We start from the raw sequence: 25317 nt of genomic DNA, 5'->3' as shown, positions 1-25317 counted from the left end.
GTCATGATCCACGCGCCGCTCGAAATCCACCGACGTATGACCCCACGCCGGCAAACGACCCTCCCAACGCCAGTGCGGATCAAGATCCATCGGCTGCAATACATTCGGCGTCAACGCCATGTTCATGACTTGTCTCCCATAAGGACGAGGTCGAGCGCTCCGCCGCCTGCAGGGCGGAGCGGACCTGAAGAAAGGATCACTGGATGCACCAGCCACCGTCGATGTGGATCATCTGCCCGGTCATGTAGTCGCTGTCGGACGAGACGAGGAAGGCCGCCGTGCCCTTGACGTCGTCGGGATAGGAGACGCGCTTGATCTGCAGCGCGTCGCGGACGATGTCCTCGTAGGCCTGGCCCTCGCGCTCCTTGAAGCCGATGTCGATGAGGTCCTTGTCGAGCTGTTCCCAGAGCGGGGTGACCACGACGCCGGGCGCGTAGCCGTTCACGGTGATGCCATGCTCGGCCAGCGCCACCGCGCCGCAATGGGTCAGGGCGAGGCAGCCGTATTTGGAGGTACAGTAGACGGTGACGTCCACCAGCGGCTTCCGGGACGCGATCGAGCCCACGTTGACGATCTTGTAGGGGTAGTCGCGCTTGCCCTGCTTGATCATCTGGCGCGCGGTCTCCTGCATGCCGAGCCACATCGCCTTGGTGTTCACGGTCATGATCATGTCCCAGTTGTCCTCGTCGATGTCCATGAAGAACCGGGGCTTGTTCAGGCCGGCGTTGAAGAGGCCCACGTTGATCTCGCCGAAGGCCTCGACGGTGGCGGCGACGGCGGCGGCGTTGTCCGCGCGCTTGGTGACATCCATCCTGACGGCGATGGCGCGACCGTTGCCCCTGGCGTTGATCGCCTCGGCGGTCTCCTGCGCGCCGGCCTCGTCGATGTCGCCGATGCAGACATTGGCGCCCTGCTCGGCGAAATGGATGGCGTTCGCCGCCCCCATGCCCTTGGCTGCGCCGGTGATCAGGATGTTCTTGCCCTTGAGGCGGCTCTGGTCCATGTCGGTCCTCCCTTAAGTGATCGTTTCGCGCAGGGTGTCCTCGGCGCGGGCCTGGGCCCGGGCCAGCGCGTCTCCCGGACGGGTGACGCCGCGCAGCATGTCGTGGAATTCCTCGCCGCAGATCTGGAAGATCCGGCTGATCTGCGGGATCGGCGGGCGCGGCCAGAACTGCAGCTCGTCGCGCCAGGACATCTGGTCGACGGCCTCGAAGATCGGGCTGAGCCGGCGCACCTCGGGGTCGGCGCCCACGGAATAGCGCGGGTTGGTGCGGCTGCCGTTCTGGACATAGAGCTTCTGGGCCTCGGGCGAGGTGAAGGCGATGAGCGCCTCCACCGCCTCGGGCACGCGCTCGGGCGGCAGGTTCGCGGGGATGCCGAGGACATAGCCGCCCACGGGCGCCACGGGATCGGCGCCGGGGCCGGCGGGATGGGGCAGGTAGCCCGTGTTGCCATGGGCGGAGGACGAGGGGTCGAGCTCGAAATAGGGGGCGAGGAGCGTGTAGCCGTAGGCCATGGCGACCTTGCCCTCGGCATAGGGGCGCACGCGTTCGTACCAGGACATCGACAGGATGTCGGGCGGCGCGAGCGCCAGCAGCTCGAGCAGGAATTCGGCGGCGGCGCGGCCGCGGTCGGTGTCGATGGTCACCTGGGTGTCGCGGTCGAGGCGGTCGGCGTCATAGCCTCCGGCGATGCGCGGCATGTCGATCAGAGGCTGGCCGAAATCGGCGCAGACCATCATGAAGGTGTGTCCCAGAGCGGTGCCGCGGGCGGCGTTCCAGGCGATGCCGTAGCGGCCCCGGCGGGGCGCGTGGAAGTGGCGGGCGGCAGCGAGCATGGCGTCGGTGGTGCCGGGGGCCGCGATGCCGGCCTCGGCGAACCAGTCCTTGCGGTAGAAGAGCAGCTCCGGCGTGGTCTGGGAGGGCACGCCGTAGGGCCGGCCCATCCAGTGCGCACCGCGCCAGCCGGCGGTGTGGAAATCCCCGGGATCGAGGCGCGCGACGTCCATCACCTCGTCGAGGGGACGCAGCACGCCGCGGGTGACGAACTCTCCGATCCAGGGCAGGTCGACGGCGATGAGGTCGTAGCGGCTCTGGGGGCGGGCGGCGTTGCGCAGGGCCTCCTCGCGCAGGCGGTCGATGGAGAAGGCGCGCTGGTGGATGCGGGTGCCGACGATCTGCTCGATCTGGCGCTTCAGCGCGTCCATGACCATGAAGGTCGGATCGCCGTGGACCAGCACGCGCAGGCCCCCGGGCAGGCGGAGCGGCTGGGGCAGCACGCTGGGCGGCGGGATCAGGCCCCGCGTGCCCATGTAGGAGCCGCCGAAGAAATAGTCGGAGCCTCCGGGGCCGGTGCCGCCGAAGGTCTGCTGGCCGAGTCGGCAGATCCGGTCCGAAAGCTGCGCCCAGAAGGTCAGCATGGATTCGCTCGGGTGCAGCGAGAAGGACCGGCCGGTCCGGGACCGCGGCCGCTGCTCGATCAGGCCCTGGCGCTGCATCTCGGCAAGCTTGCGGGTGGCTGTGGCGTAGGGGACGCCCGAGGCGGAGACCATGGTGGAAGCGGTCACCGTCTTGCCCTGCAGGTGGCAGCGCAGGAGATGCAGGCTCATGTTGAGAAAGGGGTTGGGGGCCGTCGGCTCGATCGAGGTGTCGAGCTCGTGCGTCAGCGTCTCGAGGAAGGCGGTGGCGACGTCGAGATCCGCCGCAAGCGGCGCAGCTTGCTGGGACTGCGGGCCCGCATTCGTCTCGGAATGGATTTTTGCATCCGTAACAGACACTTGTTCGCGTTTCTCTGTCGGGTTGCGCCGCTTGGATGGCGTCACGGCCTGATCTCCTTCTGTCAATCGTCCAAAACGATATCCGGGGACATCGCGCACTTGTCCGATATGGATATCAGGAATGTCCGAAATGGACAAAATGACGGAACAACGGTTTGTCCGATTTGAAACTGTAGGGCAGGAGCTGTCGCGAGCGATTCTCGCCGCCCGGAGGAGGGCAGACAGCCCGGACGGAACACCAAAGGGGAGGACCCAACATGAAAGCCAAGACCCTGGCCGCGCTGGCCGCGACGACCGCGCTCGCAGCCCTCGGCAGTGCCGCGGCCGCACAGCAGTACACCATCGGCATCACGCAGAACAACGTGGGCGTCGACAGCTATCAGACCACCTACGAGCAGGCCTTCATCGCCGCCGCCGAGGCGAACGACGACGTGCAGGTCGTGGTGCTCGACGCGGGCGGCGACGTGGCGCGGCAGATCGCGCAGATCGAGGACCTGATCCAGCAGCAGGTCGACGCCATGATCATCTGGCCGACCAACGGCGAGGCCGTGATCCCCGCGGTGCGCAAGGCCTTCCAGGAAGACATTCCCGTCGTCATCACGAACTCGAACATCGCCGAGCAGGGCTTTGATTTCATCCGCTCCTTCTCGGGTCCGGACAACATCACCCAGGGCCAGCGCGCCGCCGAGATCATGTGCGACCGCTTCACCGAAATGGGCATCGAGGACGAGGCGCAGATCGTGCAGATCAGCGGCCAGCCCGGCTATACGACCGCCATCGAGCGGGCACAGGGCTTCGAGGAGCGCCTGCCCGAGGTCTGCCCGAACGTGACGCTTGTCGAGACCCAGCCCGGCGACTGGAACCGCGAGAAGAGCCAGCAGGTGATGGAGGCCTTCCTGGTCAAGTACGACGATATCGACGGCGTCTATTCCGGCGACGACAACATGGGCGTCGGCGCGCTGAACGCGGCGCGGGCCGCGGACCGGGCGGGCGACATCGTCTTCGTGGGCGCGACCAACTTCGCCGTGGGCTACGAGGCGATGGAGGCGGGCGACTACTGGGGCTCGATCTACCAGTCGCCGGTCGACGATGCCGAGGCCGCGCTGCAGACCGCGCTCGACATCCTGAACGGCGAGGACGTGCCGTTCCTGAACTACTTCGACACGCCCAAGATCACCCAGGACAACATGGGCGAGTTCACGAAGCCCGTGTTCTGACGCACCTCCCGGGGCGCCGGGCGCGGGGAAGGTTTCCTGCGCCCGGTACCTTTCAGGGGCCTGAAGACCTGGGAGGGGTCATGGGAAGAGTTACGGGGCGCTCGTGCATCGTCACGGGTGCGGCGCGCGGCATCGGACGTGCCATTGGCGAGGCGCTGCTGGACGAGGGCGCGGACGTCTGTTTCGCGGACATCAACGGGGCACAGGTGGCGGAGGTCGCCGAGGCGAACCGGGCGCGGGCCGAGGCGGGGGGCGGCAAGGTCGCCCATGCCGCGGTCGACGTGACCGACCGGGCGCAGGTCCGGGCGATGATCGACCGGACGGTCGAGGCCTTCGGCAAGCTCGACGTGAAGTTCAACAACGCGGGCGTGAACAAGCCGATGAATTTTCTCGACGTGACCGAGTCGAACTGGAATTTCATCATGGGGGTGAACGGGCTCGGCTGCCTGATCGGGATGCAGGAGGCGGCGCGCCAGATGATCGCCCAGGGGTCGGGCGGCAAGATCGTCAACACCGCCTCGATCGCGAGCCGGCAGGGCTTCGACAACGTGGCACCTTATTGCGCCTCCAAATGGGCGGTCGTGTCATTGACGCAGTCTGCGGCCCGGGATCTGGCGAAGCATGATATCACCGTCACGGGGTTCGCCCCCGGCGTCGTGGCGACCGAGATGTGGGAGGAGGTCGACCGCGACCTCATGGAGATCGGCGCGGCGCAGAGGCCGGGTCAGGCGATGGAGGAATTCTCCGCGGAGATCCTGCGGGGACGGGTCGCGCGGCCGGCCGACATCACGGGGACGACGACGTTCCTCGCGTCGGCGGACAGCGACTACATGACCGGGCAGATCGTGATGATCGACGGCGGCATGACACTGGTCTGAGGGCTGGGAGGAGAATGCAGGATGACCGAGGCGAGCGAAAAGACCCCGTCGACCGGCAGCGCGGCCCGGGGCGGGACGACGGCCGCGACGCCGGCGGGCGGGCTGAGCAAGGCGGGCATCGCGGGGTTCCTTGCGCGACAGGGCATCCTCGTGGCCTTCGTCCTCTTCATGATCGGCTTCACGCTCGCCAACGAGCGGTTCATCAGCCCCGACAACGTGCTGGGCGTGATCCGGTCCTCGGCGATCCTCGGCGTGATGGCGCTCGGGGTCACCTTCGTGGTGATCTCGGGCAATCTCGACCTGTCGGTCGGGTCGATGATGTCGTTCTCCACCATCGTGGTGCTGGACCTGCACGACCAGATCGGTCCGGGCCTGGCCATTCCGGCGATGTTCGCGCTGACGCTCTGTCTCGGCGCGTTCAACGGCTTTCTCGTGGGTTATCTGAAGCTCAATTCGCTCATCGTCACGTTGGGGATGCTGTCGGCGATCCACGGCCTGACGCTGACCTGGTCGGGCGGCAAGAACATGGACATCGCCGACAAGGCGGGCACCTGGTTCTCCGTCTTCGGTCAGGAGCGGGTGCTGGGCATCCCGATGCCGATCCTGATCTTCCTGCTGCTGGCCTCGCTCCTCGGGATCATGCTGGCGAAGACACCGTTCGGACGAAAGGTCTATGCCGTGGGCGGCAACGGCACGGCGGCGACCTTCTCGGGCATCCGCAGGGCACGCACGGTGTTCACCTGCTACCTCATCTCGGCCTTCTGCGTGGCGACGGCGGGGCTGTTGCAGGCCTCCCGCTCGCTGGGCAGCCAGAACACGGTGGGACAGGGCATGGAGCTGGAGGTGCTGGCGGCGGTGATCCTGGGCGGTGCCTCGCTGCTGGGGGGGTCGGGCACGATCTTCAAGACCGTCATCGGTGTGCTGATCCTGGGGTTCATCCAGAACGGTCTGCTGCTGGTGGGGCTGCAGTTCTACGTCCAGTACGTCGTGACCTGGGTCATCATCATCCTGGCGGTCTGGCTCGACATCGCGGCCAAGCGCGGCCGGCTCCTGTCTCCGATAGCGTGAGGGCGAGACCATGAAACCCGGAAGCCTTTCCACCTTCCTGCGCACGGGCGCGATCTGGGCCTTCGTCCTGCTGGAACTCGCCTTCTTCGGCATCGTGGGCGACATGGTGTCCACGTCGAACACGCCGTTCCTCGCGCCCGACAACCTTCTTCTGACGCTGAAGCAGGCCGCCCCCATCGGCATCATCGCCATGGGCATGACGCTGATCATGATCAACGGGAACATCGACCTCAGCGTCGGCGCCACCTTCGCCCTGGCAGCCGTCGTGCTGCTCGACAGCATGAGCTGGCCCTTCATGGCGGCCATGGGAGACTGGGCGATCCCCCTTGCCTGGTTCTTCGCTCTGGCGGTCGGGGCGCTTCTGGGCGCGATCAACGGACTGATCGTGTGGAAGACCGGGGTCGATGCGTTCATCGTCACGCTGGGCTCGATGCTGGGCTACCGGGGCCTTGTCTTCATGTACAACGGCGAGCAGCCGACCAGCAATCTCAACTGGACGCTGGTCGATTTCGCCGAGGCGCAGTTCCTCGGGCTGCACACGCCGACGTGGTTCCTGCTCGCGGTCACGCTCTTCATGTGGTTCCTGAGCACCAAGACGGTGCACGGGCGCAATGCCTATGCCATCGGCAACAACCGCGAGGCGGCGGTGAACGCGGGCATCCGCGTGGGGCCGCACATGCTGATCAACTTCGTCATCATCGGCTTTCTCGCGGCGCTGTCGGCGGTGGTCTTCTATTCCGAGAGCGGATCGGTGAACCCCAACGACGGGCAGCTCTACGAGTTGTGGGTCATCACTGCGGTGGTGCTGGGCGGCACGAAGCTGGCGGGGGGATCGGGCAACGTGATCTCCACCCTTGGCGGTGTCATCGCGATCCAGGTGCTGCGCAAGGGCCTCGGCCACATGGGCGCCGCGACGGAGACGGTGAACCTCGTGATCGGTCTCATCCTGATCGCCGTGCTGTTCCTCGACCGGCAGCTGAACGTGAAGGGCAGGGAGGCCCTGAAGACATGACCGCGCCCGCGCTTCGTCTCGAGAACATCGTCAAGACCTTTCCCGGTGTCCGCGCCCTCGACGGCGTGTCCTTCGAGGTCATGCCCGGAGAGGTGCACGCCCTGATGGGCGAGAACGGCGCCGGGAAATCCACGCTGATGAAGGTGCTGGGCGGCATCTACCAGCCCGACGAGGGCCGCATCGTGGTGGAGGAAAAGCCCGTCACCATGCGCACGCCCATGGAGGCGAAGGCCCAGGGGATCGTCTTCATCCACCAGGAGCTGAGCCTCGCCACGGAGCTGACGGTGGCGGAGAACATCTACCTCGGGGAGCTGCCGCGCAGACGGTTCGGTCTCGTGGACTGGCAGACGCTCTATGCGCGGACGGACGCGATCCTGAAGAAGCTTAAGGTCGGCTTCGACGCGCGCACCATCGTGGGGTCGCTGTCGATCGCCAACCAGCAGATGGTTGAGATCGCCCGCGCGCTGACGGTGGATGCGAAGGCGGTGATCTTCGACGAACCCACGGCCTCGCTGACCGATGCGGAGAAGTCGGTGCTCTTCGACGTGATCGCCGACCTGCGCGGCAGTGGCGTGGGGATCATCTACATCTCCCACCGGATGGAAGAGATCTTCAAGATTACCGACCGGATCAGCGTGCTGAGGGACGGCTCCTATCGGGGGACGGTGAACACGGCGGAGACCGACGAGGATGCGATCACGCAGCTGATGATCGGCCGGTCGCTCGACCTGAGCCGGAACACGGTGCATCACGAGCTGGGCGACGTTGCGCTGGAGGTGCGCGGGCTGAGCTGCGGCAAGCTCTTCCAGGATGTCAGCTTCTCGGTCCGCAAGGGCGAGGTGCTGGGCTTCTACGGGCTGGTTGGCGCGGGGCGGACCGAGATCGCGGAGGCGCTTTTCGGCCTGCGCAATCCCTCGGGAGGGGAGATCCTGCTCAACGGCGAGGTGGTGCGGATATCGTCACCGCACGACGCCATCGCCAAGGGAATCAGCCTTGTCCCGGAGGACCGCAAGGGGCAGGGGCTGGTGCTGGGAATGAACTGCCGGGACAACATGACCCTGCCGCAGGTGGACGACCTGAAGGCGGGGCCCTTCGTGGCCGAGGGGGCGGAGGTCGCGATCTTCGACCAGTACCGGGACCGGCTGGACATCCGCACGCCGGGGTGGCGTCAGACGGTGGGCAATCTCTCGGGCGGGAACCAGCAGAAGATCGTCATCGGCAAGTGGCTGTCGATGCATCCCGAGGTGCTGATCGTGGACGAGCCGACGCGCGGGATCGACGTGGGCTCCAAGTCGGAGATCCACAAGCTGATCCGGGAGCTTGCCGCGCAGGGCTACGCGGTCATCGTCATCAGCTCCGAGATGCCCGAGGTGCTGCATGTCTCGGACAGGATCGTGGCGATGTATTCGGGGCGGATCATGCGGACCTTCACCTCCGAGGAGGTGACCGAGGACAACCTCATTCAGGCGATTTCCGGCATTCGCGCCGACAGGGATGCGCCGGTCGCCGAACCGGCCTGACAGGAGAGACCGACGATGAAGGCAGCGCTTTTCGTGGGCGGCTGGGAGGGCCATGCGCCCACGGCCTTTGCGGACTGGTACGAGGCGCTGTTGCGCGACAACGGCTTCGATGTCGTGGTGCACGACACGCTGGCGCCGCTGGCGGACCCTGCCGGCATGGCGGACGTGGACCTGATCACGCCGATCTGGTCATCGGCCCGCTCCGGCCACCGCGAGGAATTCGGAAACATGACCGCCGAGGAGGAGAAGGGGCTGCTGACGCTCATCGGCGACGGCTGCGGCCTTGCCGGGTGGCACGGGCACATGGGTGACGCCTTTCGCGACCGGCCGACCTATCATTTTCTCATTGGCGGGCAGTTCGTGGCGCATCCGCCGGGCTGGCCCGACAACCTCCAGCCCGAGGAGGATTACATCGACTACGACGTGACGATCTGCAGACCCGACCATCCGCTTGTGCGGGGGATCAGGTCGTTCCGCATCCGGTCGGAGCAGTATTACATGCTCACCGACCCGTCGAACGAGGTTCTGGCGACGACGACCTTTTCCGGCGATCACCTGTGGTGGATCGAGGGGACGGTGATCCCGGTGACGTGGACGAGGCGCTGGGACCGGGGACGGGTGTTCTACTGCTCCATCGGACACGAACTGCGCGACCTGAAGATGCCGCAGGTCACCGAAATGATCCGGCGCGGCGCGATATGGGCGGCCGAAGGCCGGCAGGCAGCGCGGGCGCAGGCGGCCTGAGGCAGCCGGCCGGACGGAGCCCGGACAGGGCCGGGCGATTCAGTTGCTGTGAGCGAAGAGCTGGCCCACACCCATGGCCAGTTGCTCAGGGTGGCCCGACTCGTCGATCAGCACGAAGGCGGAGCGGTCCCGTTCGAAGAGCGCGACGGTCCTCCCCTGATAGTCGAACGAGGTCGGCGGGTCGTCCCGATCGTTCGGGGGCCGCGCCACGGCCATCAGCAGGATCCGCCCGAACTCCGGGGCGTCGACGGTGAGCGCCAGGCCCGGCCGGTCGGGCGTCGCGACGATCTGCACGTCGCGGAGCGTCCAGTCGGCGGGCAGGGGCGGCAGGTCGATCCCGAGGGCGGCGCTGATCTCCTGAGAGTCCAGCACGGTGCTCTTTTCCTGTGACGTCATCGCATGCCGCAGCTCCAGCGCCGCCTTGGCATCGAGGGCCGCCTCGACCAGCGGGTGCGGCGCGGGAGGGCCCGCGCCCTGCCAGGCTGCATGGCCGCCCCAACCGGCGGCAAAGAGCACGGCAGCCGCCGCGATCGGGGCTGCGCGCCGCATCAGGCGCTGGCGGCGCAGCCGATCCTGCAGGCGTCGGGCCTCGTCCACCAGCCTTGCCGGGGAGGGAGTCTCGGCCAGAGAGAGCGCGCGGCGCAGGGCGGCAGTGTTGCGCGCATCCTCCAGGAGCCCGGCCGCCCGCTCCGGCCGTCTGAGGAGGTGATCGACCGCGGCCCATGTCCGGTCCGCATCGGGTCGGCTCTCGAGAGCCGCGAGGAGGTCGGCCTCGAGATCGCTCTCCAGATCGGGGCCACCGTTACGATTGTCGCTCATCGCGTCCTCCGACGATCCTGAGAGAGGGGACCGGCCCGGCCTCGCCTGTGCCGTCCTCGAAGGCCCGGAGCGCCGCGCGGGCGCGGGCCACACGGGACATCAGGGTCCCCTGGGGAATGCCGAGAATCGCCGCCGCCTCCGCCACGGCGAGCCCCTCCAGGGCCACGAGATGCAGGGCCTCGCGCTGGTCCGGGGCGAGAGCCAGAAACCCCGCGCGCAGCTGCGCCAGCCGTGCCGCACCCTCGCCCGACGGCTCGACGAAGGCCGGGCGTGTCTCGGCCCATGCGCGGTCGCGCGCCTCCGCCGCCTGGTGGCTTCGGCGGGTGTCGATGAAGAGATTGTGCAGGATGGTCATCAGCCAGACCTTGACGTCGCATCCGTCGCGGAAGGTCTCCCGCCGTTCCTGCGCCCGCACGAAGGTCGCCTGCACGAGGTCGTCCGCGCTTTCCGCGTCGCGCGTCAGGACGAGCGCGTAACGGCGCAGCGCGTCGAGCTGTCCCACGACATCGAGATCGTCCCTGGCCATCGCGGCGCGGCTCCCTTTCCCTACCGGCGCATCACGCTGGGTCGTTCGCCGGCGCAGGTGTTGCGGCACGATAGGCCGATCCCTTCTCTCCCACAAAGCGTGCATTCTCCTCGCGGATGCGGGCCGCGGCGTCGTCGTAGAGGAACGGCAGGAAGGCGTAGCGGCGACCGCGGCTGACCTTGCTGACCTTGTGCAGAAGGGAGCAGGAGAACACCACCGCGCCGCCCGGCGGGGCCTTGAAGCTTCGCGTCCCGTATTCCGGAAAGCTGACCTCGCCGCCGTCGAAATCGTCGTTGAGGTTGACCGACACGGCGAAGCGGCGGTGCGCGGTGCCCTTGGTCGTGTTGTCCCGGTGCGCCTGGAAATGCCCGCCGTCCTCCGCCGAATAGCAGCTGACGATATAGCGCTCCATCCGGGTGACGCGGAACTGGTGGACCTTGGCGATCTCCGGCACGACGCGGCGCAGGAAGCGGGTCTGCAGGGCGCCGATCAGCTCCTTGTCCTCGATGGTGCAATCCTTGCGCCGCTTGAAGCCAGGGTCCTGCACGCCCACGGTCCGACCGCCGATCTCGCGCATGAAGCCGCTCTCCTCGCCGCCGTTCGTCTCGTAGAGGTCGATCAGGTGGCGGCAGAGCTCCGGTTCGAAGACCCGCGGCAGAAACAGCACGGGCGCCATGATCTCGGTGCCGGCGTAGCGGTCCGGGGGCGGCTGGCTGTCGAGGACCGTCATGACTTCCTCGAGGTCGCTGCGGTCGTTGCGGAACGGGATCGCGGCGAGGACCCGCATGGTGGGGTCGATCACCACCCATTGCCGCATGAGCGCGACGGGGCCTGAGCCGGGGTCCGCGTCCCGCGCCGCGACGCCGTAGAGACGCGAGGCGGTCAGGTCGAAATCCCAGAAGTGGCGGAAGCCGGGCAGGCGGTTCGTGATGCGCCCCGCGGTCTCGTCTTCGGGATCGACGCTGACGCCGAAGAAGGAGGCGCGCGTGTCGTCGAAGATGTCGGGGCGGGCAAGGGCTGCGGCGAGGGCGGCCTCGGAATGGGGATCGGCCGCGGAGCCGTAGAAGCACAGGACGAGATAACGGCCCGCCGCCGTGTCGAAGGTGAACCGCGGGTTGCTGACACTGCGCTGCGTGAAGGTCGGCGCGGGGTCGCCGGGTGTCAGAAGCGTGGTCGTGTCCAGTTGCGGTGCCGGGGTCATGCTGCTCGTCCCTTCATTCCATCGCTCGCATACGAAGACGTCGGGGGGTCTCATCCCGGCGCCGCGGGAAAATTCGTGTCGATCCCCAGACAGAAGGCGATTGAACTCCGTTCGCGCCGCGTGGGACATTGCCGCGCGCAGGGGACCGGGGTTCGAGCGGATGAGAGCGGGGCGGCGGATCAGGGGCGGGTGCGACGGGTCGCGTGGTCTTCGGGGGCGCACGGCGTGATCCGGGTTCTTCATGCATCCGACGTGCACCTGGGAAAGCCGTTCGGCGGCTTTCCCGAGCCGGTGCGGCACCGGCTGCGGCAGGCGAGGCAGGACAGTCTCGGCCATCTGGCGACCGCGGCGCGGGCCGGGGGGGCGAGCCATGTACTGCTTGCGGGCGACACGTTCGACGCGGAGACACCCACCCGGGCCACGCTGCGACAGGCGGTGAACGCCATGGCCGGGCACGATGACCTGACCTGGGTGCTGATGCCCGGCAACCACGACCATCTCGGTGCGGCGGAGATCTGGGGCACGCTCGCGCGGGAGAGGCCCGGCAACGTGATGCTGGCCGTCGAGGCCGCGCCGATGGCGCTGACGGCCGGGGCGGTCCTGCTGCCCGCACCCTGCACGGCGCGCGCTCCCGGCCGGGACCTGACCGAGTGGATGGGCGAGGCGGCGACGGGCGAGGCGGTGCGGATCGGACTCGGCCATGGCTCGATCCGCGATTTCCGGTCGGTGGAGGAAATGGGCGGAGAGGGCGGCGCCGTGATCCCGCCCGAGCGCGCCCGGCTTTCGGGGCTCGACTACCTCGGGCTCGGCGACTGGCACGGGCGGATCGAGGTGGGGCCGCAGACCTGGTATTCCGGCACGCCCGAGCCGGACAGTTTCAAGCCCCATCGCCCGGCCGGGGCGCTCCTGGTCGCGATCCCCGGCCCCGGCGCCGAGGTGGAGGTGACGGAGGTCGAGACGGGTCAGATCGGCTGGACGCGGCTGACGCTGGACCTGCTCCAGGGCGACGACCCTGCAGAGCGGCTGACCGGGGCGCTGCCCGGGCTGGCGCTGCGGGACCGGACAATGATCGACATTCGCGCAAGCGGGCGGACAGGCCTTGCCGCCCGGGCGGCGCTCGAGCGGGCGATCGCGGAGGTGACGCCGGATTTCCTGTGGGCGGAGAGCGATCTCTCCGGGCTTGGCGTGCTGCGCGAAGGCGGGGATCTGGCGCTGATCGACGACCGGGGCGCCGTACGCGATGCCGCCGAGGCACTGGCGGCGGCTGCCGAGGCGGGGGATGCGGTGGCGGCGGCGGCGCTGGCGCGGCTCTATTCCTACGCGATGGAGACTCAATGAGGATCCGCGGTCTGACCCTCGAGAACGTGAGGAAGTTCGCGGGGCGCAGGGTATCCTTCGGGGGCGTGGGCGACGGGATCACGGTGATCTGCGAGGCCAACGAGTTCGGCAAGTCGACCTTCTTCGACGCGATCCAGGCCGTGGCCTTCGAGAAATACACGTCGAAGGGGAAACTGGTCGGCTCGCTACGTCCGCGCGCGGGCGGCGGGGTCCGGATCGTGCTCGAGATCGAGGTCGAGGGCGGTCGCTATGCCGTCGAGAAGCGCTTTCTGGCGAAGGCCGGGGCCTCGGTGACCGATCTCGCGCGGGGAGTGGTGATCGCCCGCGACGGAGAGGCGGAGGACTGGATCGCGCGCCAGGTGGGTGCGGCGGACCAGGGGCCGGCGGGGCTTCTCTGGGTGCGGCAGGGGGTCCTGGGGCTGGAACCGGCCGACGCCAAGCCCGCCGAGCGGGAGCGGCTGACGGAGGCGCGGCGCGATCTTCTCAGCTCGGTGGCGGGAGAGATCGAGAAGGTCACGGGAGGCCGCACGATGGATCGCATCCTGCGCCGCTGCGAGGACGATCTGGGCCTTCTCGCCACGGGAAGCCGGCTGTCGCCCAGGGGTGCGTGGAAAGAGTCCGTGGAGAGCGAAAAGGCACTGGCGGCGGAGCTCGAGGTGCTGGAGCGGCAGTGCGCCGAGCTGGCGGATGCGCTGCGGGAGCGCCGGGCCACAGAGGCCGAGCTCGGCCGAATCGACGATCCGGAAGAACGCCTCAGGCGCGAGAGCGACCTCAACGCGGCGCGGGAGGCGGCGCGCGCTGCGGAGAGCCATGCGCAGAAGATCGCCGCGGCCCGGGGGGAGAGAGATCTCGCCGCGATGCAGGCGGCGGAGGCCCTGCGGCGGCGCGACGGCCTCGCGGAGGCGTTGAAGCGGGTCGGAGAGACGGCAGAGGAGGTTGAACGGGCCGATGCGGACGCACGCGAGGCGCGGGCCCGGCTCGATACCGCGCGCGGCGCCGAGACGGAGGTGCGCGGGCTTCTCGCCGAGGCGGAAGCGGCGGCCAGGGCGTTGCGAGCGGAGCGCACGCTGGCGGAGCGGGCCGACCGGGTCGGGCGCGCGCGGGAGGAGGCGGAGCGGCTCGCCGCAGTGCTGGAGCAGGTGCGCGGGCATCGCGCCGAGGCGGCGGCGGCCAAGGCGCGTGTCGCCGGAAACCCCGTGACGGCGGAGGCGCTTTCCGCGCTGGAGGAGGCTGCCCGCGAGGTGGCGCGGCTTCGCGGAGCAACGGCCGCGGCAGCGGTCAAGGTGACACCGGTCTACAGCGGGACCGCGCGGGTGTCGCTGGAGGGCCAGGCTCTCGAGGCGGGCGTTCCCGTGGCGCTCGAGGACGGGTCGGAACTGGAGTTGCCGGGTATCGGGTGCCTCCGCTTCGACCTGCCGCAGGGGGCCGAGGCGGAGGATGCCGAGACACGGTTCGCCGAGGCGCTGGCGGCAGAGGACGAGGCGCTGGAGCGCTGCGGGGTCGGCACGCTCGCCGAGGCCCGCGCGCGCGCGCAGACGCGGCAGCAGGACATCGGCGCGGCGGAGCTTGCCGATGGCTTGGGGCGCTCGCTTGCGCCGGACGGGATCGAGCGGCTGGAGCAGGCGCTGGCCGCGGCGCGCGCGGTGACCGCCGAGGCGGCCGAGGGTCCCGTTCGACCGGTGGAGGAGATCTCGCGGGATCTCGAAAAGGCCGAGACGCGCGAGGCGGAGCTGCGGGGGCGGCTCGGAGCAGCCTCGGAGGCGGTCGGTGCGGCGCGGGAGAAGGTCGCATCCGCGGAGGCCGCGCTGGCGGGCGCGCGGGACCGGCGCGAGGCGGCGGAGGCCCTGGCGGGCGAGGAGGACACCCGGCAAGGCAGGCTCGCGGCCCTCGCGGCAGCGGCCGAACGGGCGGAGATCGCCGCCAGGGCCGCGGACAGGGCGCATGCGGAGCTGACCGCGGGCGCGCCCGATGCGGCGACCGCGGCGGCGAATCTCAAGCGCGCCGAGGCATCCCACGAGAACGCCCGCAGGCGGCGCGAGCATCTCCTCGAGCGGCGCGCGGATCTTTCGGCGCGGATCGACACGCGGGCGGAGGAGGGCGTGGAGGAACGCCGCAACGAAGTGGCGGACCGGCTGACGGCGGCCCGCGCCCGCGCCGCGCGGATGGAGGCCGAGGTGGCGGCGCTGGTGCGGCTGCGCGAGGCGCTGACGGCGGCGCGCGACGGGGCCCGGGAGGCCTATTTCGAGCCGGTGCAGGAGGAACTGCGGCCGCTCCTGCGCATCCTCCACGAGGATGCGGGCATCGACTGGGAGACCGACAGCATCATGCCGAACGCCCTGCGCCGGGGCGGCGAGACCGAGGAGTTCGAGACCCTTTCGGGCGGCACGCAGGAGCAGATCGCGATCCTGACGCGGCTCGCCTTCGCACGGCTCTTCGCGCGGCGCGGCCAGCATCTGCCGATCATCCTCGACGATGCGCTGGTCTATTCCGACGACGACCGGATCGTGAAGATGTTCACCGCACTGAACAGGGTGGCCATGGACCAGCAGATCATCGTCTTCTCCTGCCGGCAGATGGCCTTTGCGGGGCTGGGCGGGGACAGGCCGCGGATGCGGATGGAGGAGGCCGGCTGAGCGGTCTCCGCTAGAAGGTCTTCGGTCCGAGGATCGCGCGGCTGACCGCCATCAGGTAGGCGCCGTCGTCGATCCCGCCCTCGGGGGCGGCGTGTTTCATGTCGATGGTCAGGAAGGAATGACCGTGGACGAAGGACCAGAGCATGTAGGCCCGGCGCTCCACGTCCGGATCGTCGGGGGGCAGGCCGAGGCAGGCTGCGGCGGCGGAGAGGACCACACCGTAGCAGTCCTCGCCCTTCTCGCGCAGGTCGGGGGCGTTCTCGTGCCCCTCGGTCAGGCCGAAGACGAGACGGAAGACACCCGGCTCGGCCTTCGCGAAGTCCACATACGCGAGGCCGATGGCCGCCACGCCCTCGAGCGAGCCCGCGGGATGCGCCGCCGCACCGCGCTCCATCGCGGCGCGCAGCCGGTCCATTCCCTCGCTCACCACGGCGCGGAGAATTTCGGGACGGTCCCGGAAGTGCTTGTAGGGCGCAGCCGAGCTGACACCGGCGCGGCGCGCGGCCTCGGCCACGGAGAAGCCGTCCGGACCGTGCGTCTCCACGAGGTCGCGCACGGCCTCGATCAACTGCGCGCGGAGGTCGCCGTGGTGGTAGCCGGCCCTGGAGGTCGCGGGTCTTGCGCGGGCGGGATCGTCGGACATCTGCCTGGCTCGCCGATCTGGTAAGTGGTTCTCACTTGAGAATTCGGGCGACGTTAGGCGAGTCTTGACGCGATTGACAAGCGGCGCCTTGGCGAAGGGCGCACAGGGTCCGGAGAATCTGCCCTTGCCAAAGTGAGTGAAACTTACATATGTAAGAGCATCTCACTTCGGGCGGAGGCGCAGACATGGGCAATGCGGCGACATCGGGCGTTCGGCGGGCAGTTCGGCGAAGCCTGACGCTCGCGGTGACGATCCTGATCTTTGCAGGGGCCGGTGCCGCGGTCTTCGCAGGGCTCGAGGTGCTGTCGCACGAGCCCGGCGGTGCAGAGGCACCGCGCGCCCCGATCACCTCCGTGGGGGTGATGCGGGTCGAGCCCCTTCCGGGCTATATGGTCACCCGCCGGTTCACCGGGCAGGTGGAGGCCGCGGCGCGGATCGACCTCGGGTTCGAGTTGGGCGGGCGCGTCACGCAGGTTCTCGCGGACGAGGGCGACCGGGTCGCAAGAGGCGCGGTTCTCGCGCGGCTCGACACCAGCGCGCTGATGCCCGAGCGGGCGGCGCTGGAGGCGGAGTTGGCCGCCCTCGGCGCGGAGGCGGAACTCGCCCGGCTGACCCTGTCGCGGAACGACGCGCTGACCGAGCGCGGCTTTCGCTCGGTCGCCGCGCAGGACGATGCGCGGCTGGCCCTTGAGAGGGCGGAGGCGGGCATGGCGGCGGTGCGGGCACGGATCGCGGGCGTGGACGTGGAGCTGGAGAAATCCGTCCTGACCGCGCCCTTCGCCGCCCGCATCGGAGAGCGGCTTATCGATCCGGGCCGGGCGGTGTCCGCGGGGGAACCGGTGCTGGTGCTCTTCGAGGATGCCCCGCCGGAGGTGCGGGTGGGGCTGCCGCCGGCGCTGGCGGCGGGTCTGGAGCCGGGCGGGAGTGTCAAGGTCGAGCGGGCCGGCGTCGTTCAGCCCGCGGCGATCCGCCAGATCCGGCCGGATCTCGACCCGAGCACCCGCAGCCGGTCCGTCGTGATCACGCTGCCGGATCGGGTGGCGCCGGTTCTTGGCGACACGGTCGCGCTGGTGCTCGACCAGAGCGTGGCGGAGCCCGGGTTCTGGGCGCCGCTCTCCGCGCTGCGCGAGGGCGCGCGGGGAAGCTGGTCGGTCATGGCGCTCGAGTCGACGCCCGAAGGCGACCGCACCCTGCCCGCCGCCGTCGAGGTGATTCACAGCGACGGCGCGCGGGTCTTCCTGCGCGGAGAGCTGCCCCCCGGCGCACGCATCGTGGCCGAGGCACCGGACCGGGTCGCCCCGGGCCAGCTCGTCCTCGCGCTGGCGGAGTAGGCGGGATGGACACGCTCTTCTTCCGGAATCCCCGCCTCGTGCTGCTGGCGCTGCTGGTGGTCCTGTCGGCGGGGCTATCCTCGCTGATCTCGATCGGGCGCCAGGAAGACCCGACCATCACCAACATCTTCGCCACGATCACCACCGCCTTTCCGGGCGCGGACCCCGGCCGGGTCGAGGCACTGGTGACCGCGAAGATCGAGACGGAACTGCGGACCATTCCCGAGATCGCAACGGTGGAGTCGACCTCCGCCACGGGCATTTCGGTGATCGCCGTCGAGCTGATCGAGACGGTGCCGGCCGAGTCCATCGAGCAGATCTGGGCGCAGGTGCGCGATGCGGTCGAGGATGCGCGGCGGGAGTTTCCTGCGGGTGTCCTCGAGCCCGACTTCAACAGCGACGGGGCCGGAGGCTATGCGGCGATTCTCGCGCTGACCCTGTCCGAAGGCTCGAGCCTGACCCGCGCTGCCCGCGAGGCGGAGGCGCTGGCCGACCGTCTGCGGCGGGTACCGGGCACCAGTCTGGTCGATCTGCATGGTCTGCCGGAGGAGGAGGTGCTCGTCACGCTCGATCCCGACCGCGCCGCCGCGCTCGGTCTGACGGCGGACGAGGTCTCGGCGGCCGTCAGGGCGGCGGATGCCAAGGTCCAGGCGGGACGGCTGCGCGGAGAAACGACAGACCTCGTGCTGGGCGTGACCGGGGAGATCACCTCGCTGGACCGGCTGCGCGCCGTGGTGCTGCGCGAGGATGCGGCGGGCCGGGTCACGCTGCTCGGCGATGTCGCCCGGATCACGCGGGGCGCGCGCGACCCCCTGGCCGAGGCAGCGTTCTACGGCGGCAAGCGCGCGATCCTTGTTTCGGCAAAGCTGTCGGACGGGCTGCAGGTGGACCGCTGGATGGCGGATGTGCGCGCCGCGGTGGAGGTGCAGACGGCTGCGCTGCCCTGGGGGCTCTCGGTCGAGACGGTCTTCGATCAGAGCCGCTACACTTCCGAAAGGCTGGCCGAAGTCGGGCTGAACATGGCGCTCGGCGTGGCGCTCGTGGTGGCGGTGCTCTTCGTCACGCTGGGCTGGCGCTCGGCGCTGATCGTGGCGATGGTGCTCCCGGTCGTGTCGCTGGCCTCGCTGGCGACGCTGAATGCGCTCGCCGTGCCGATCCACCAGATGAGCGTGACGGGCCTGATCGTGGCGCTCGGCCTTCTTGTCGATGCGGCCATCGTGATGACCGACGAGGTGGGCAAGCGGCTGAGGGCGGGGCTCTCGCGGCTCGAGGCGGTGGCGGGGTCGGTGCGGCGGCTGACCGTGCCTCTGGCGGCGTCCACCGTCACGACGATCCTGTCGTTCATGCCGCTTCTGCTGCTGCCCGGACCGGCGGGAGATTTCGTGGGGTCCATCGCGATTTCCGTGATCGTCATGCTGGCGTGGTCCTTCGTCGTCGCCGTGACCCTGACTCCGGCCATCGCGGGCCACTGGCTTGCGCCGGGGGATGGCACCCCGCCGCGGGACGGGATCGCGATGCGGTGCTTCCGGTGGCTGATGGCCCTGTCGATGGCCAATCCGCTGCGCAGCGTGGCCCTCGCGCTGATGATGCCGGTGCTGGGATTCCTCTCCCTGCCCGGCCTCACGCCCCAGTTCTTTCCGGGCGTCGACCGCGACCAGTTTCACATCGAGATGGAGCTGCCGGAGGGCACCGCGATCGAGGGAACGCTGCGGGTGCTCCGCGATGTCGACGCGCGGTTGCGGGCGGAAGCGGACATAAGGGATGTGGCCTGGGTGGCGGGACGCTCCGCGCCGGCCTTCTATTACAACATGGTGGGCGAACGGGATCAGGCCCCGGCCTTTGCTCAGGCCCTGATCCGCACCACCTCGCCGGCGGCGACGGAACGGCTGCTCTCGGAATTGCAGGACGACCTGCCGCCCGCCTTTCCGCAGGCGCGTCTGGTGATCCGGGGGCTGACGCAGGGCCCGCCGGTGGATGCGCCGGTGGAGCTGCGGCTCGTGGGGCAGGATATCGACGCGCTCCGGCGGGCAGGGGACGAGATTCGGGCCCTGCTGGCGCAGGTGCCGCAGATCACCGCGGTGCGCACCGGCATCGCCGGCGGGAGCCCGAGGCTGACGCTCGAGGTGGACGAGGCGCGGGCGCGGCTGCTGGGGCTCGATCTGGGCCGGATCGCGCGGCAGATGGAGGCGGGTCTCGAAGGCGTCACGGGGGGCTCGATGCTGGAGGGCACCGAGGAGCTGCCCGTTCGCGTGCGGCTCGGAGCGGGGTTGAGGGGCGATCCGGTGGCCATCGGGGACATGCCGATCCTGCCGCCCAGCGCGGCGCAGGTGGCGGCGACGGGGGCGTTTCCGGCGGTGCCCCTGTCGACCCTCGGCACATTGCGGCTGGAGCCCTCGGAAAGCAAGATCACGCGCCGGAATGGCGAGCGCGTCAACACCGTGCAGGCCTTCCTTCTGCCCGGCGTCCTGCCGGAGGCGGCGCTGGTCGAGGCCATGGCCCGGCTCGAGGCCGGCGGCCTCTCCCTGCCGGAAGGCGTACGGCTGGAGACGGGCGGCGACAGTGACGCCCGCGACAGCACCGTGACCGCGCTGGTGGCGCCGCTGGGCCTGATCGTCACGATGTCGATCGCCGTGGTGGCGATGTCCTTCAATTCGTTCCGCCTGACCCTGATCGCGTTCTCCGTCGCGGGATTGTCGGCGGGGCTGTCCATGCTGGCACTGGCCGCGTTCGACTATCCCTTCGGCATCACCGCGATCATCGGAGTGATCGGCTCCATCGGCGTGTCGATCAATGCCGCCCTCATCGTGCTGTCGGGCCTGCAGGAGGACCCGCGCGCCGCGAGCGGGGACCGTGCCGCGATGGTCGACGTGGTCGCTGGCTCGGCGCGGCACATCGCGTCGACGACGGTCACCACCTTCGGGGGCTTCCTGCCGCTGATCCTGGGCGGGGGCGGTTTCTGGCCGCCCTTCGCCATGGCAGTGGCGGGCGGCGTCGCGCTTTCCGTGACGCTGGCCTTCGCCTTCACGCCGCAGATGTTCGCGCTCACCCTGTCCCGGCGGCGGCCCGGGACGGAGGCGCGAGCCGCGTCGCCGACCGAACCGCTGCCCCTAGCGGTCCACATGGCGGCGGAATGAGCGGCACCGCCGGGTTGCCCTGACGCAGGCCGCGCCTGCCGTCTGTCCCCGGAGGCGATGGCCGGAAACCCGGCGGCTCAGTCTCCGGGCGCGTCAAGGACCTGGATCGGGGGCAACTCCGGATGGTCGATGGCCTGGATCACCGCCCGGGTCAGCACCGCGCCGGCCTGGGCCACATCCTCGTAGACAGACAGGATCTCGGAGCGGAACCGGCGCAGGAACGGCACGGCTTCCTTGGCGATCAGGTCGGCCTCGCGCCCCAGAGTCAGGCCTTCGGACTCGATTCCGGCCGTCGCGGCGATCGCGGCGGAGGTGGACGCGCTGATGATCCCGTCAGGTCGCGGTCCCGTGGAGAATCGCGCGCGAATCCGGGCTTCCACCTCGATGGAGGGGCTGTCGCTGGAGACGCCGTCCAGCACCTCGAGCGTGGCGCCCGCGTCCGCTGCCGCCGAGGCCGCGCCAGCGATCATGTTCATCGCATAGGTCTGGTTCTGCGGCGGCGCGATGAGAAGGAGGCGGCGGCGGCCTCGCGCGATCAGGCGCCGGGCACCGATCCGTCCGAACACGGCGTTGTCGAAATCGACGAACGGATGCCGGTCGCACCACCTGGTCCGGCCATGGGTCGCGAAGGGGAATCCCTGCTCCATCAGGTAGGCGACGCGCGGATCCTCGGGTTCGGTCTGGTTCAGGATGAGGCCGTCGGCCGACCGGGTCTCCACGAGATAGCGGACCGGGTCCATGGCGTTCTGGTCCGGAAAGTAGGGCGTGATGATGAGGTGATAGGCGGTGCCACGGGTGCCCGCGACGATCGCGGTGATCAGGCGCGCAGTGTAGTTCAGCATGTCGTAGTTCGTCGGCAGCACCAGAGCGATCACGTTGGTCTTGCCGGTGCGCAGGCGAAGGCCTGCACGATTCGGGCGGTAGCCGATCTTCTCGGCCAGTTCCTGCACCCGGCGCTTCGTTGCCTCGCCGATGTCCGGCGCGTCGTTGAGCGCGCGGGACACGGTGGGCACGGCGAGGCCGCTGAGTTCCGATATCGTCTTGAGTGTCGGGCGTCCGGGAGGCCGCCTGTCGGTCGGCGAGGGGGTCCGGGGCCCTTTGCGCGCGGTCATGACCGTCTCCTTACGCAAGCCCCCGGCGGCTCACAATCCGGACAGGGGCCGACACGCGGGATGGTCGGTCGATGCGCGGAGCCCAGCGCCGAAAAAAGGGCTTGTTTGGAATTTCTAAATCGATGTAGCGTCTCCTACAACGATTTAGATTCTGGGAGGAGCAAATCGTGAAGGTCATGGGAAAACTGCTCGCCGCAACGGCGATGTGCTCGGGAACGGCCGCGTTCGCGGTCGATCTGGAGGTCTCGCACTGGTGGACATCCGGCGGCGAGGCCGCGGCGGTGGCGAAGTTCGCCGAGGCGCTGAACGAGCGCACCGAGCATAACTGGGTCGACGGCGCGATCGCCGGCGGCGGCGACACCGCGCGTCCGATCATGGTCAGCCGGATCATCGGCGGCGACCCGATGCATGCGTTCCAGTTCAACCACGGCCGGCAGGCCGAGGAACTGATCGAGGCGGGCCTGCTGCTCGACCTGACCGACGTGGCCGAGGCCGAGGGCTGGTTCGACATCGTCAATCCGCCGTCGCTGCTGGAGGCCTGCACCGTCGACGGGCGGGTCTACTGCGCGCCGGTCAACATCCATTCCTGGCAGTGGATGTGGCTGAGCGATGACGCCTTCGAACAGGCGGGTATCGAGGTTCCCAGCGATTGGGACGGCCTCGTCGCAAGCGCGCCGGCGCTGCGCGAGGCGGGCATCGTTCCGCTCGCCGTGGGCGGTCAGTCCTGGCAGCAGTCGGGTGCGTTCGGCGTGATGGCGATCGCGCTCGCCGGCGAGGAAGCCTGGCTGGCCATCAACCGTGACAAGGACGTGGATGTCGCGGGCGGCGAGGCCTATGCCCGCGTGTTCGAGGCCTTCGGGAATGCGCGCGATCTGGCGGCCGGACTGAACGTCTCGGACTGGAACCAGGCCACCAACGCGGTGATCACCGGCCAGGCCGCGGCGCAGATCATGGGTGACTGGGCGCAGGGCGAATTCGCCGTCGCCGGACAGGTCGCTGGCGAGGATTATCACTGCCTTCCCGGCCTCGGCGTGACCGGGATCCTCGATACCGGCGGCGATGCCTTCTACTTCCCTGTGCAGGACGACCCCGAGGTCGAGGCCGCTCAGAAGGAGCTGGCCGCGCTGCTGCTGTCTCCGGAAGTGCAGGTGTCGTTCAACTCCGCGAAAGGCTCCCTGCCGATCCGGGGCGATGTCGATCTGGGCACCGTGAACGATTGCACTCAGAAGGGTCTCGAGCTTCTGGCCGCGGGGCAGACGCTCCCCTCGGGGAACGCCCTGCTGACGCCCGACACGAACCAGCAGGTCAACGACCTGATGACCGAGTTCTGGAGCGATCCGAGCATGACTGCCGCGGAAGCGCAGGAGCGTTACGTCGAGATCATCGCCAACGCGGACTGATCCGCGAGCATGCGCCTCGGCCGGATGACCGGCCGGGGCGTTTCTCCGCCTTCCGTGACACGACGGCCCGAGACCCTCCAAAGGGAGACCGCCATGGCACTGGTCCAGAACGGCGCGCGCGCGGAGAGCGCCGCGACGCGAGCGAAACCGCCTATCCGGCTCTTTCGCAACCTGATGCCCAAGATCGCCTCGATCCCGATGATCTTCACCGCGCTGGTGGTGTTCGTCGGCGGGACGATCTGGACCATCGTCTATTCCTTCACATCCTCGGGCCTGCTGCCCCGGCTCGACTGGGCAGGACTGCAGCAGTATGAGCGTCTCTGGGAGACACGGCGCTGGATCGTGTCGATCCAGAACCTCGCGATCTACGGGATCTGCTCGCTCGTCCTGACGCTGCTCCTCGGCTTTGTTCTGGCGGCGCTTCTGGACCGGAAGATCCGGTTCGAGGACGCGTTTCGCACGATCTTCCTCTATCCCTTCGCGCTGAGTTTCATCGTCACCGGCCTGATCTGGCAGTGGATCCTCAATCCCGAGTTCGGGATCCAGGGTATCGTCCGCGGTCTCGGCTGGGAGAGCTTCAACTTCGATCCGCTCTACAACGCCGATATCGTGATGTACGGCCTGCTGATCGCCGGGCTCTGGCAGGGCACGGGGCTGATCATGTGCATCATGCTGGCAGGGCTGCGCGGCATCGACGAGGACATCTGGAAGGCCACGCGGATCGACGGCATCCCGACGTGGAAGACCTATGTCTTCGTCATCATCCCGATGATGCGGCCCGTGTTCGTGACCTCCGTGGTGCTGATCGCGAGCGGGATCGTGAAGCTCTACGATCTCGTCGTCGCGATGACCGCGGGCGGGCCCGGCATCGCCTCTGAAGTGCCCGCGAAATACGTCATGAACAACATGTTCGGCGGCCAGAACATGGGGCAGGGCTTCGCCGCCTCGACGATGATGCTGCTGAGCGTGGTCATCATCCTGGTCCCTTGGGCCTATCTCGAATTCGGAGGCCGGAAACGTGGCTGATCCCGGTATCCTCGGCTCGACCCTCCCGGCCGCCGACGCGGTGCGCGAGCGCCTCTCCGGCCCCCACGGCCCGCGGCCGAAGCGCGCCCTGAGCGGCACCAACATCATGCTCTACGGCACGCTGCTGATCGTGGCGATGTATTACCTGCTGCCGCTCTATGTCATGCTCGTCACCTCGGTGAAGGGGATGCCGGAGATCCGTCTCGGCAACGTCTTCTCCCCGCCGATGGAGATCACCTTCCAGCCCTGGGTGAAGGCCTGGGCGGAGGCCTGTACCGGTATCAACTGCGACGGGCTGAGCCGCGGCTTCTGGAACTCGGTCCGCATCCTGATCCCCTCGGTGATCCTGTCCATCGCCATCGCCAGCGTGAACGGCTACGCGCTCTCGATGTGGAAGTTCAGGGGATCGGAGCTGTTCTTCACCATCCTGATCCTGGGCGCCTTCATTCCCTACCAGGTGATGCTCTATCCCATAGTCATCATGCTGCGCGAGGCGGGGCTCTATGGATCACTGACCGGGCTGGTGCTGGTGCACGTCGTCTTCGGCATGCCGATCAACACGCTTCTTTTCCGAAACTACTTCGCCGCGATCCCGTCCGAGCTCTTCAAGGCGGCGCGGGTCGACGGGGCGGGGTTCTGGGGGATCTACTTCCGGATCGTGATGCCGATGTCGCTGCCGATCTTCGTGGTGGCGCTGATCATCCAGGTCACGGGCATCTGGAACGATTTCCTGTTCGGCGTGACCTACATCTCGAGTCCCGAGCGCTATCCGATGACGGTTCAGCTCAACAACATCGTCAACTCCGTGCAGGGCGTGAAGGAATACAACGTCAACATGGCGGCGACCCTGCTGACCGGTCTCGTTCCCCTCGTCATCTACTTCGCCTCCGGCAGGCTCTTCGTCCGCGGGATCGCGGCCGGGGCGGTGAAAGGCTGATC

The 25317-nt window shown here is 68.8% G+C and carries 20 protein-coding genes; 13 read left to right on the top strand and 7 right to left on the bottom strand.

Going from position 1 to position 25317, the window contains the following annotated elements:
- Positions 1-196: 196 nt before the first annotated feature.
- On the bottom strand, positions 197-1003 hold the full coding sequence (locus EAT49_RS03030; protein WP_123640781.1) for an SDR family NAD(P)-dependent oxidoreductase: 807 nt from the start codon (positions 1001-1003) through the stop codon (positions 197-199).
- Positions 1004-1015: 12 nt separating this feature from the next.
- The gene (locus EAT49_RS03025; protein WP_221181426.1) at positions 1016-2776 is read right to left on the bottom strand and encodes an extracellular solute-binding protein; all 1761 of its coding nucleotides are present in this window, start codon (positions 2774-2776) and stop codon (positions 1016-1018) included.
- A 257-nt stretch (positions 2777-3033) separates the two neighbouring features.
- On the opposite strand from EAT49_RS03025, the gene EAT49_RS03020 reads away from it, so the two are divergent.
- The 6 genes from EAT49_RS03020 to EAT49_RS02995 all read left to right on the top strand — a co-directional run bounded on the left by EAT49_RS03020 (position 3034) and on the right by EAT49_RS02995 (position 9215).
- Positions 3034-3993, top strand: a complete 960-nt coding sequence (locus EAT49_RS03020) for a sugar ABC transporter substrate-binding protein (RefSeq protein WP_123640780.1) — start codon at positions 3034-3036, stop codon at positions 3991-3993.
- Between the two features lie 80 nt (positions 3994-4073).
- Positions 4074-4871 (top strand): SDR family oxidoreductase, encoded by a 798-nt coding sequence (locus tag EAT49_RS03015; RefSeq protein WP_123640779.1) that lies wholly within the window; start codon positions 4074-4076, stop codon positions 4869-4871.
- 168 nt (positions 4872-5039) lie between these two features.
- Positions 5040-5939, top strand: a complete 900-nt coding sequence (locus EAT49_RS03010) for an ABC transporter permease (RefSeq protein ID WP_246003747.1) — start codon at positions 5040-5042, stop codon at positions 5937-5939.
- Positions 5940-5949: 10 nt separating this feature from the next.
- Positions 5950-6951, top strand: coding sequence for an ABC transporter permease (locus tag EAT49_RS03005; RefSeq protein WP_123640777.1), 1002 nt, complete (start codon positions 5950-5952; stop codon positions 6949-6951).
- Complete coding sequence (locus EAT49_RS03000; protein WP_123640776.1) at positions 6948-8471, top strand: sugar ABC transporter ATP-binding protein; 1524 nt, start codon at positions 6948-6950, stop codon at positions 8469-8471. The genes EAT49_RS03005 and EAT49_RS03000 overlap by 4 nt, the downstream gene beginning before the upstream one ends.
- 15 nt (positions 8472-8486) lie before the next feature.
- Complete coding sequence (locus tag EAT49_RS02995) at positions 8487-9215, top strand: ThuA domain-containing protein (protein WP_123640775.1); 729 nt, start codon at positions 8487-8489, stop codon at positions 9213-9215.
- Between the two features lie 39 nt (positions 9216-9254).
- Here the strand turns inward: EAT49_RS02995 and EAT49_RS02990 are convergent, their stop codons facing one another.
- From EAT49_RS02990 to EAT49_RS02980, 3 genes are read right to left on the bottom strand one after another with little or no spacing between them, the layout of a single operon-like run.
- On the bottom strand, positions 9255-10034 hold the full coding sequence (locus EAT49_RS02990; RefSeq protein ID WP_123640774.1) for a hypothetical protein: 780 nt from the start codon (positions 10032-10034) through the stop codon (positions 9255-9257).
- Positions 10018-10560 (bottom strand): sigma-70 family RNA polymerase sigma factor, encoded by a 543-nt coding sequence (locus EAT49_RS02985; RefSeq protein ID WP_123640773.1) that lies wholly within the window; start codon positions 10558-10560, stop codon positions 10018-10020. The genes EAT49_RS02990 and EAT49_RS02985 overlap by 17 nt, the downstream gene beginning before the upstream one ends.
- A gap of 31 nt (positions 10561-10591) precedes the next feature.
- Positions 10592-11761: a 2OG-Fe(II) oxygenase gene (locus EAT49_RS02980; RefSeq protein ID WP_123640772.1), complete on the bottom strand. Its 1170-nt coding sequence runs from the start codon at positions 11759-11761 to the stop codon at positions 10592-10594.
- Between the two features lie 225 nt (positions 11762-11986).
- On the opposite strand from EAT49_RS02980, the gene EAT49_RS02975 reads away from it, so the two are divergent.
- Entirely contained in the window at positions 11987-13099 is a 1113-nt protein-coding gene (locus EAT49_RS02975; protein WP_123640771.1) for a metallophosphoesterase family protein, read from the top strand.
- On the top strand, positions 13096-15732 hold the full coding sequence (locus tag EAT49_RS02970) for an AAA family ATPase (RefSeq protein ID WP_123640770.1): 2637 nt from the start codon (positions 13096-13098) through the stop codon (positions 15730-15732). The genes EAT49_RS02975 and EAT49_RS02970 overlap by 4 nt, the downstream gene beginning before the upstream one ends.
- Positions 15733-15742: 10 nt before the next feature.
- Here the strand turns inward: EAT49_RS02970 and EAT49_RS02965 are convergent, their stop codons facing one another.
- Positions 15743-16375, bottom strand: a complete 633-nt coding sequence (locus EAT49_RS02965) for a TetR/AcrR family transcriptional regulator (protein ID WP_123640769.1) — start codon at positions 16373-16375, stop codon at positions 15743-15745.
- A gap of 185 nt (positions 16376-16560) precedes the next feature.
- Between EAT49_RS02965 and EAT49_RS02960 the strand changes: the two genes are divergently transcribed.
- Together EAT49_RS02960 and EAT49_RS02955 are read left to right on the top strand one after the other, a co-directional pair.
- Positions 16561-17706: an efflux RND transporter periplasmic adaptor subunit gene (locus EAT49_RS02960; protein WP_123640768.1), complete on the top strand. Its 1146-nt coding sequence runs from the start codon at positions 16561-16563 to the stop codon at positions 17704-17706.
- A gap of 5 nt (positions 17707-17711) precedes the next feature.
- On the top strand, positions 17712-20840 hold the full coding sequence (locus tag EAT49_RS02955) for an efflux RND transporter permease subunit (protein ID WP_123640767.1): 3129 nt from the start codon (positions 17712-17714) through the stop codon (positions 20838-20840).
- A gap of 77 nt (positions 20841-20917) precedes the next feature.
- On the opposite strand, the gene EAT49_RS02950 is transcribed toward EAT49_RS02955, so the two are convergent.
- Complete coding sequence (locus EAT49_RS02950) at positions 20918-21952, bottom strand: substrate-binding domain-containing protein (RefSeq protein ID WP_123640766.1); 1035 nt, start codon at positions 21950-21952, stop codon at positions 20918-20920.
- Between the two features lie 176 nt (positions 21953-22128).
- On the opposite strand from EAT49_RS02950, the gene EAT49_RS02945 reads away from it, so the two are divergent.
- The 3 genes from EAT49_RS02945 (at position 22129) to EAT49_RS02935 (ending at position 25315) form a co-directional block, all read left to right on the top strand.
- Positions 22129-23352 carry an ABC transporter substrate-binding protein gene (locus EAT49_RS02945; protein WP_123640828.1) on the top strand — a complete coding sequence of 408 codons (1224 nt, stop codon included), beginning with the start codon at positions 22129-22131 and terminating at the stop codon, positions 23350-23352.
- A gap of 174 nt (positions 23353-23526) precedes the next feature.
- Positions 23527-24378, top strand: coding sequence for a carbohydrate ABC transporter permease (locus EAT49_RS02940; RefSeq protein WP_425459509.1), 852 nt, complete (start codon positions 23527-23529; stop codon positions 24376-24378).
- Positions 24379-24418: 40 nt separating this feature from the next.
- Positions 24419-25315, top strand: a complete 897-nt coding sequence (locus EAT49_RS02935; RefSeq protein ID WP_246003746.1) for a carbohydrate ABC transporter permease — start codon at positions 24419-24421, stop codon at positions 25313-25315.
- Positions 25316-25317 lie beyond the last annotated feature (2 nt).

The sequence above is a fragment of the Histidinibacterium lentulum genome (assembly GCF_003789055.1).
Taxonomy (GTDB): Bacteria; Pseudomonadota; Alphaproteobacteria; order Rhodobacterales; family Rhodobacteraceae; genus Oceanicola; species Oceanicola lentulus.
The sequence above is the reverse complement of the archived record's forward strand: the minus strand, read 5'-3'. Positions and strand labels throughout refer to the sequence as shown.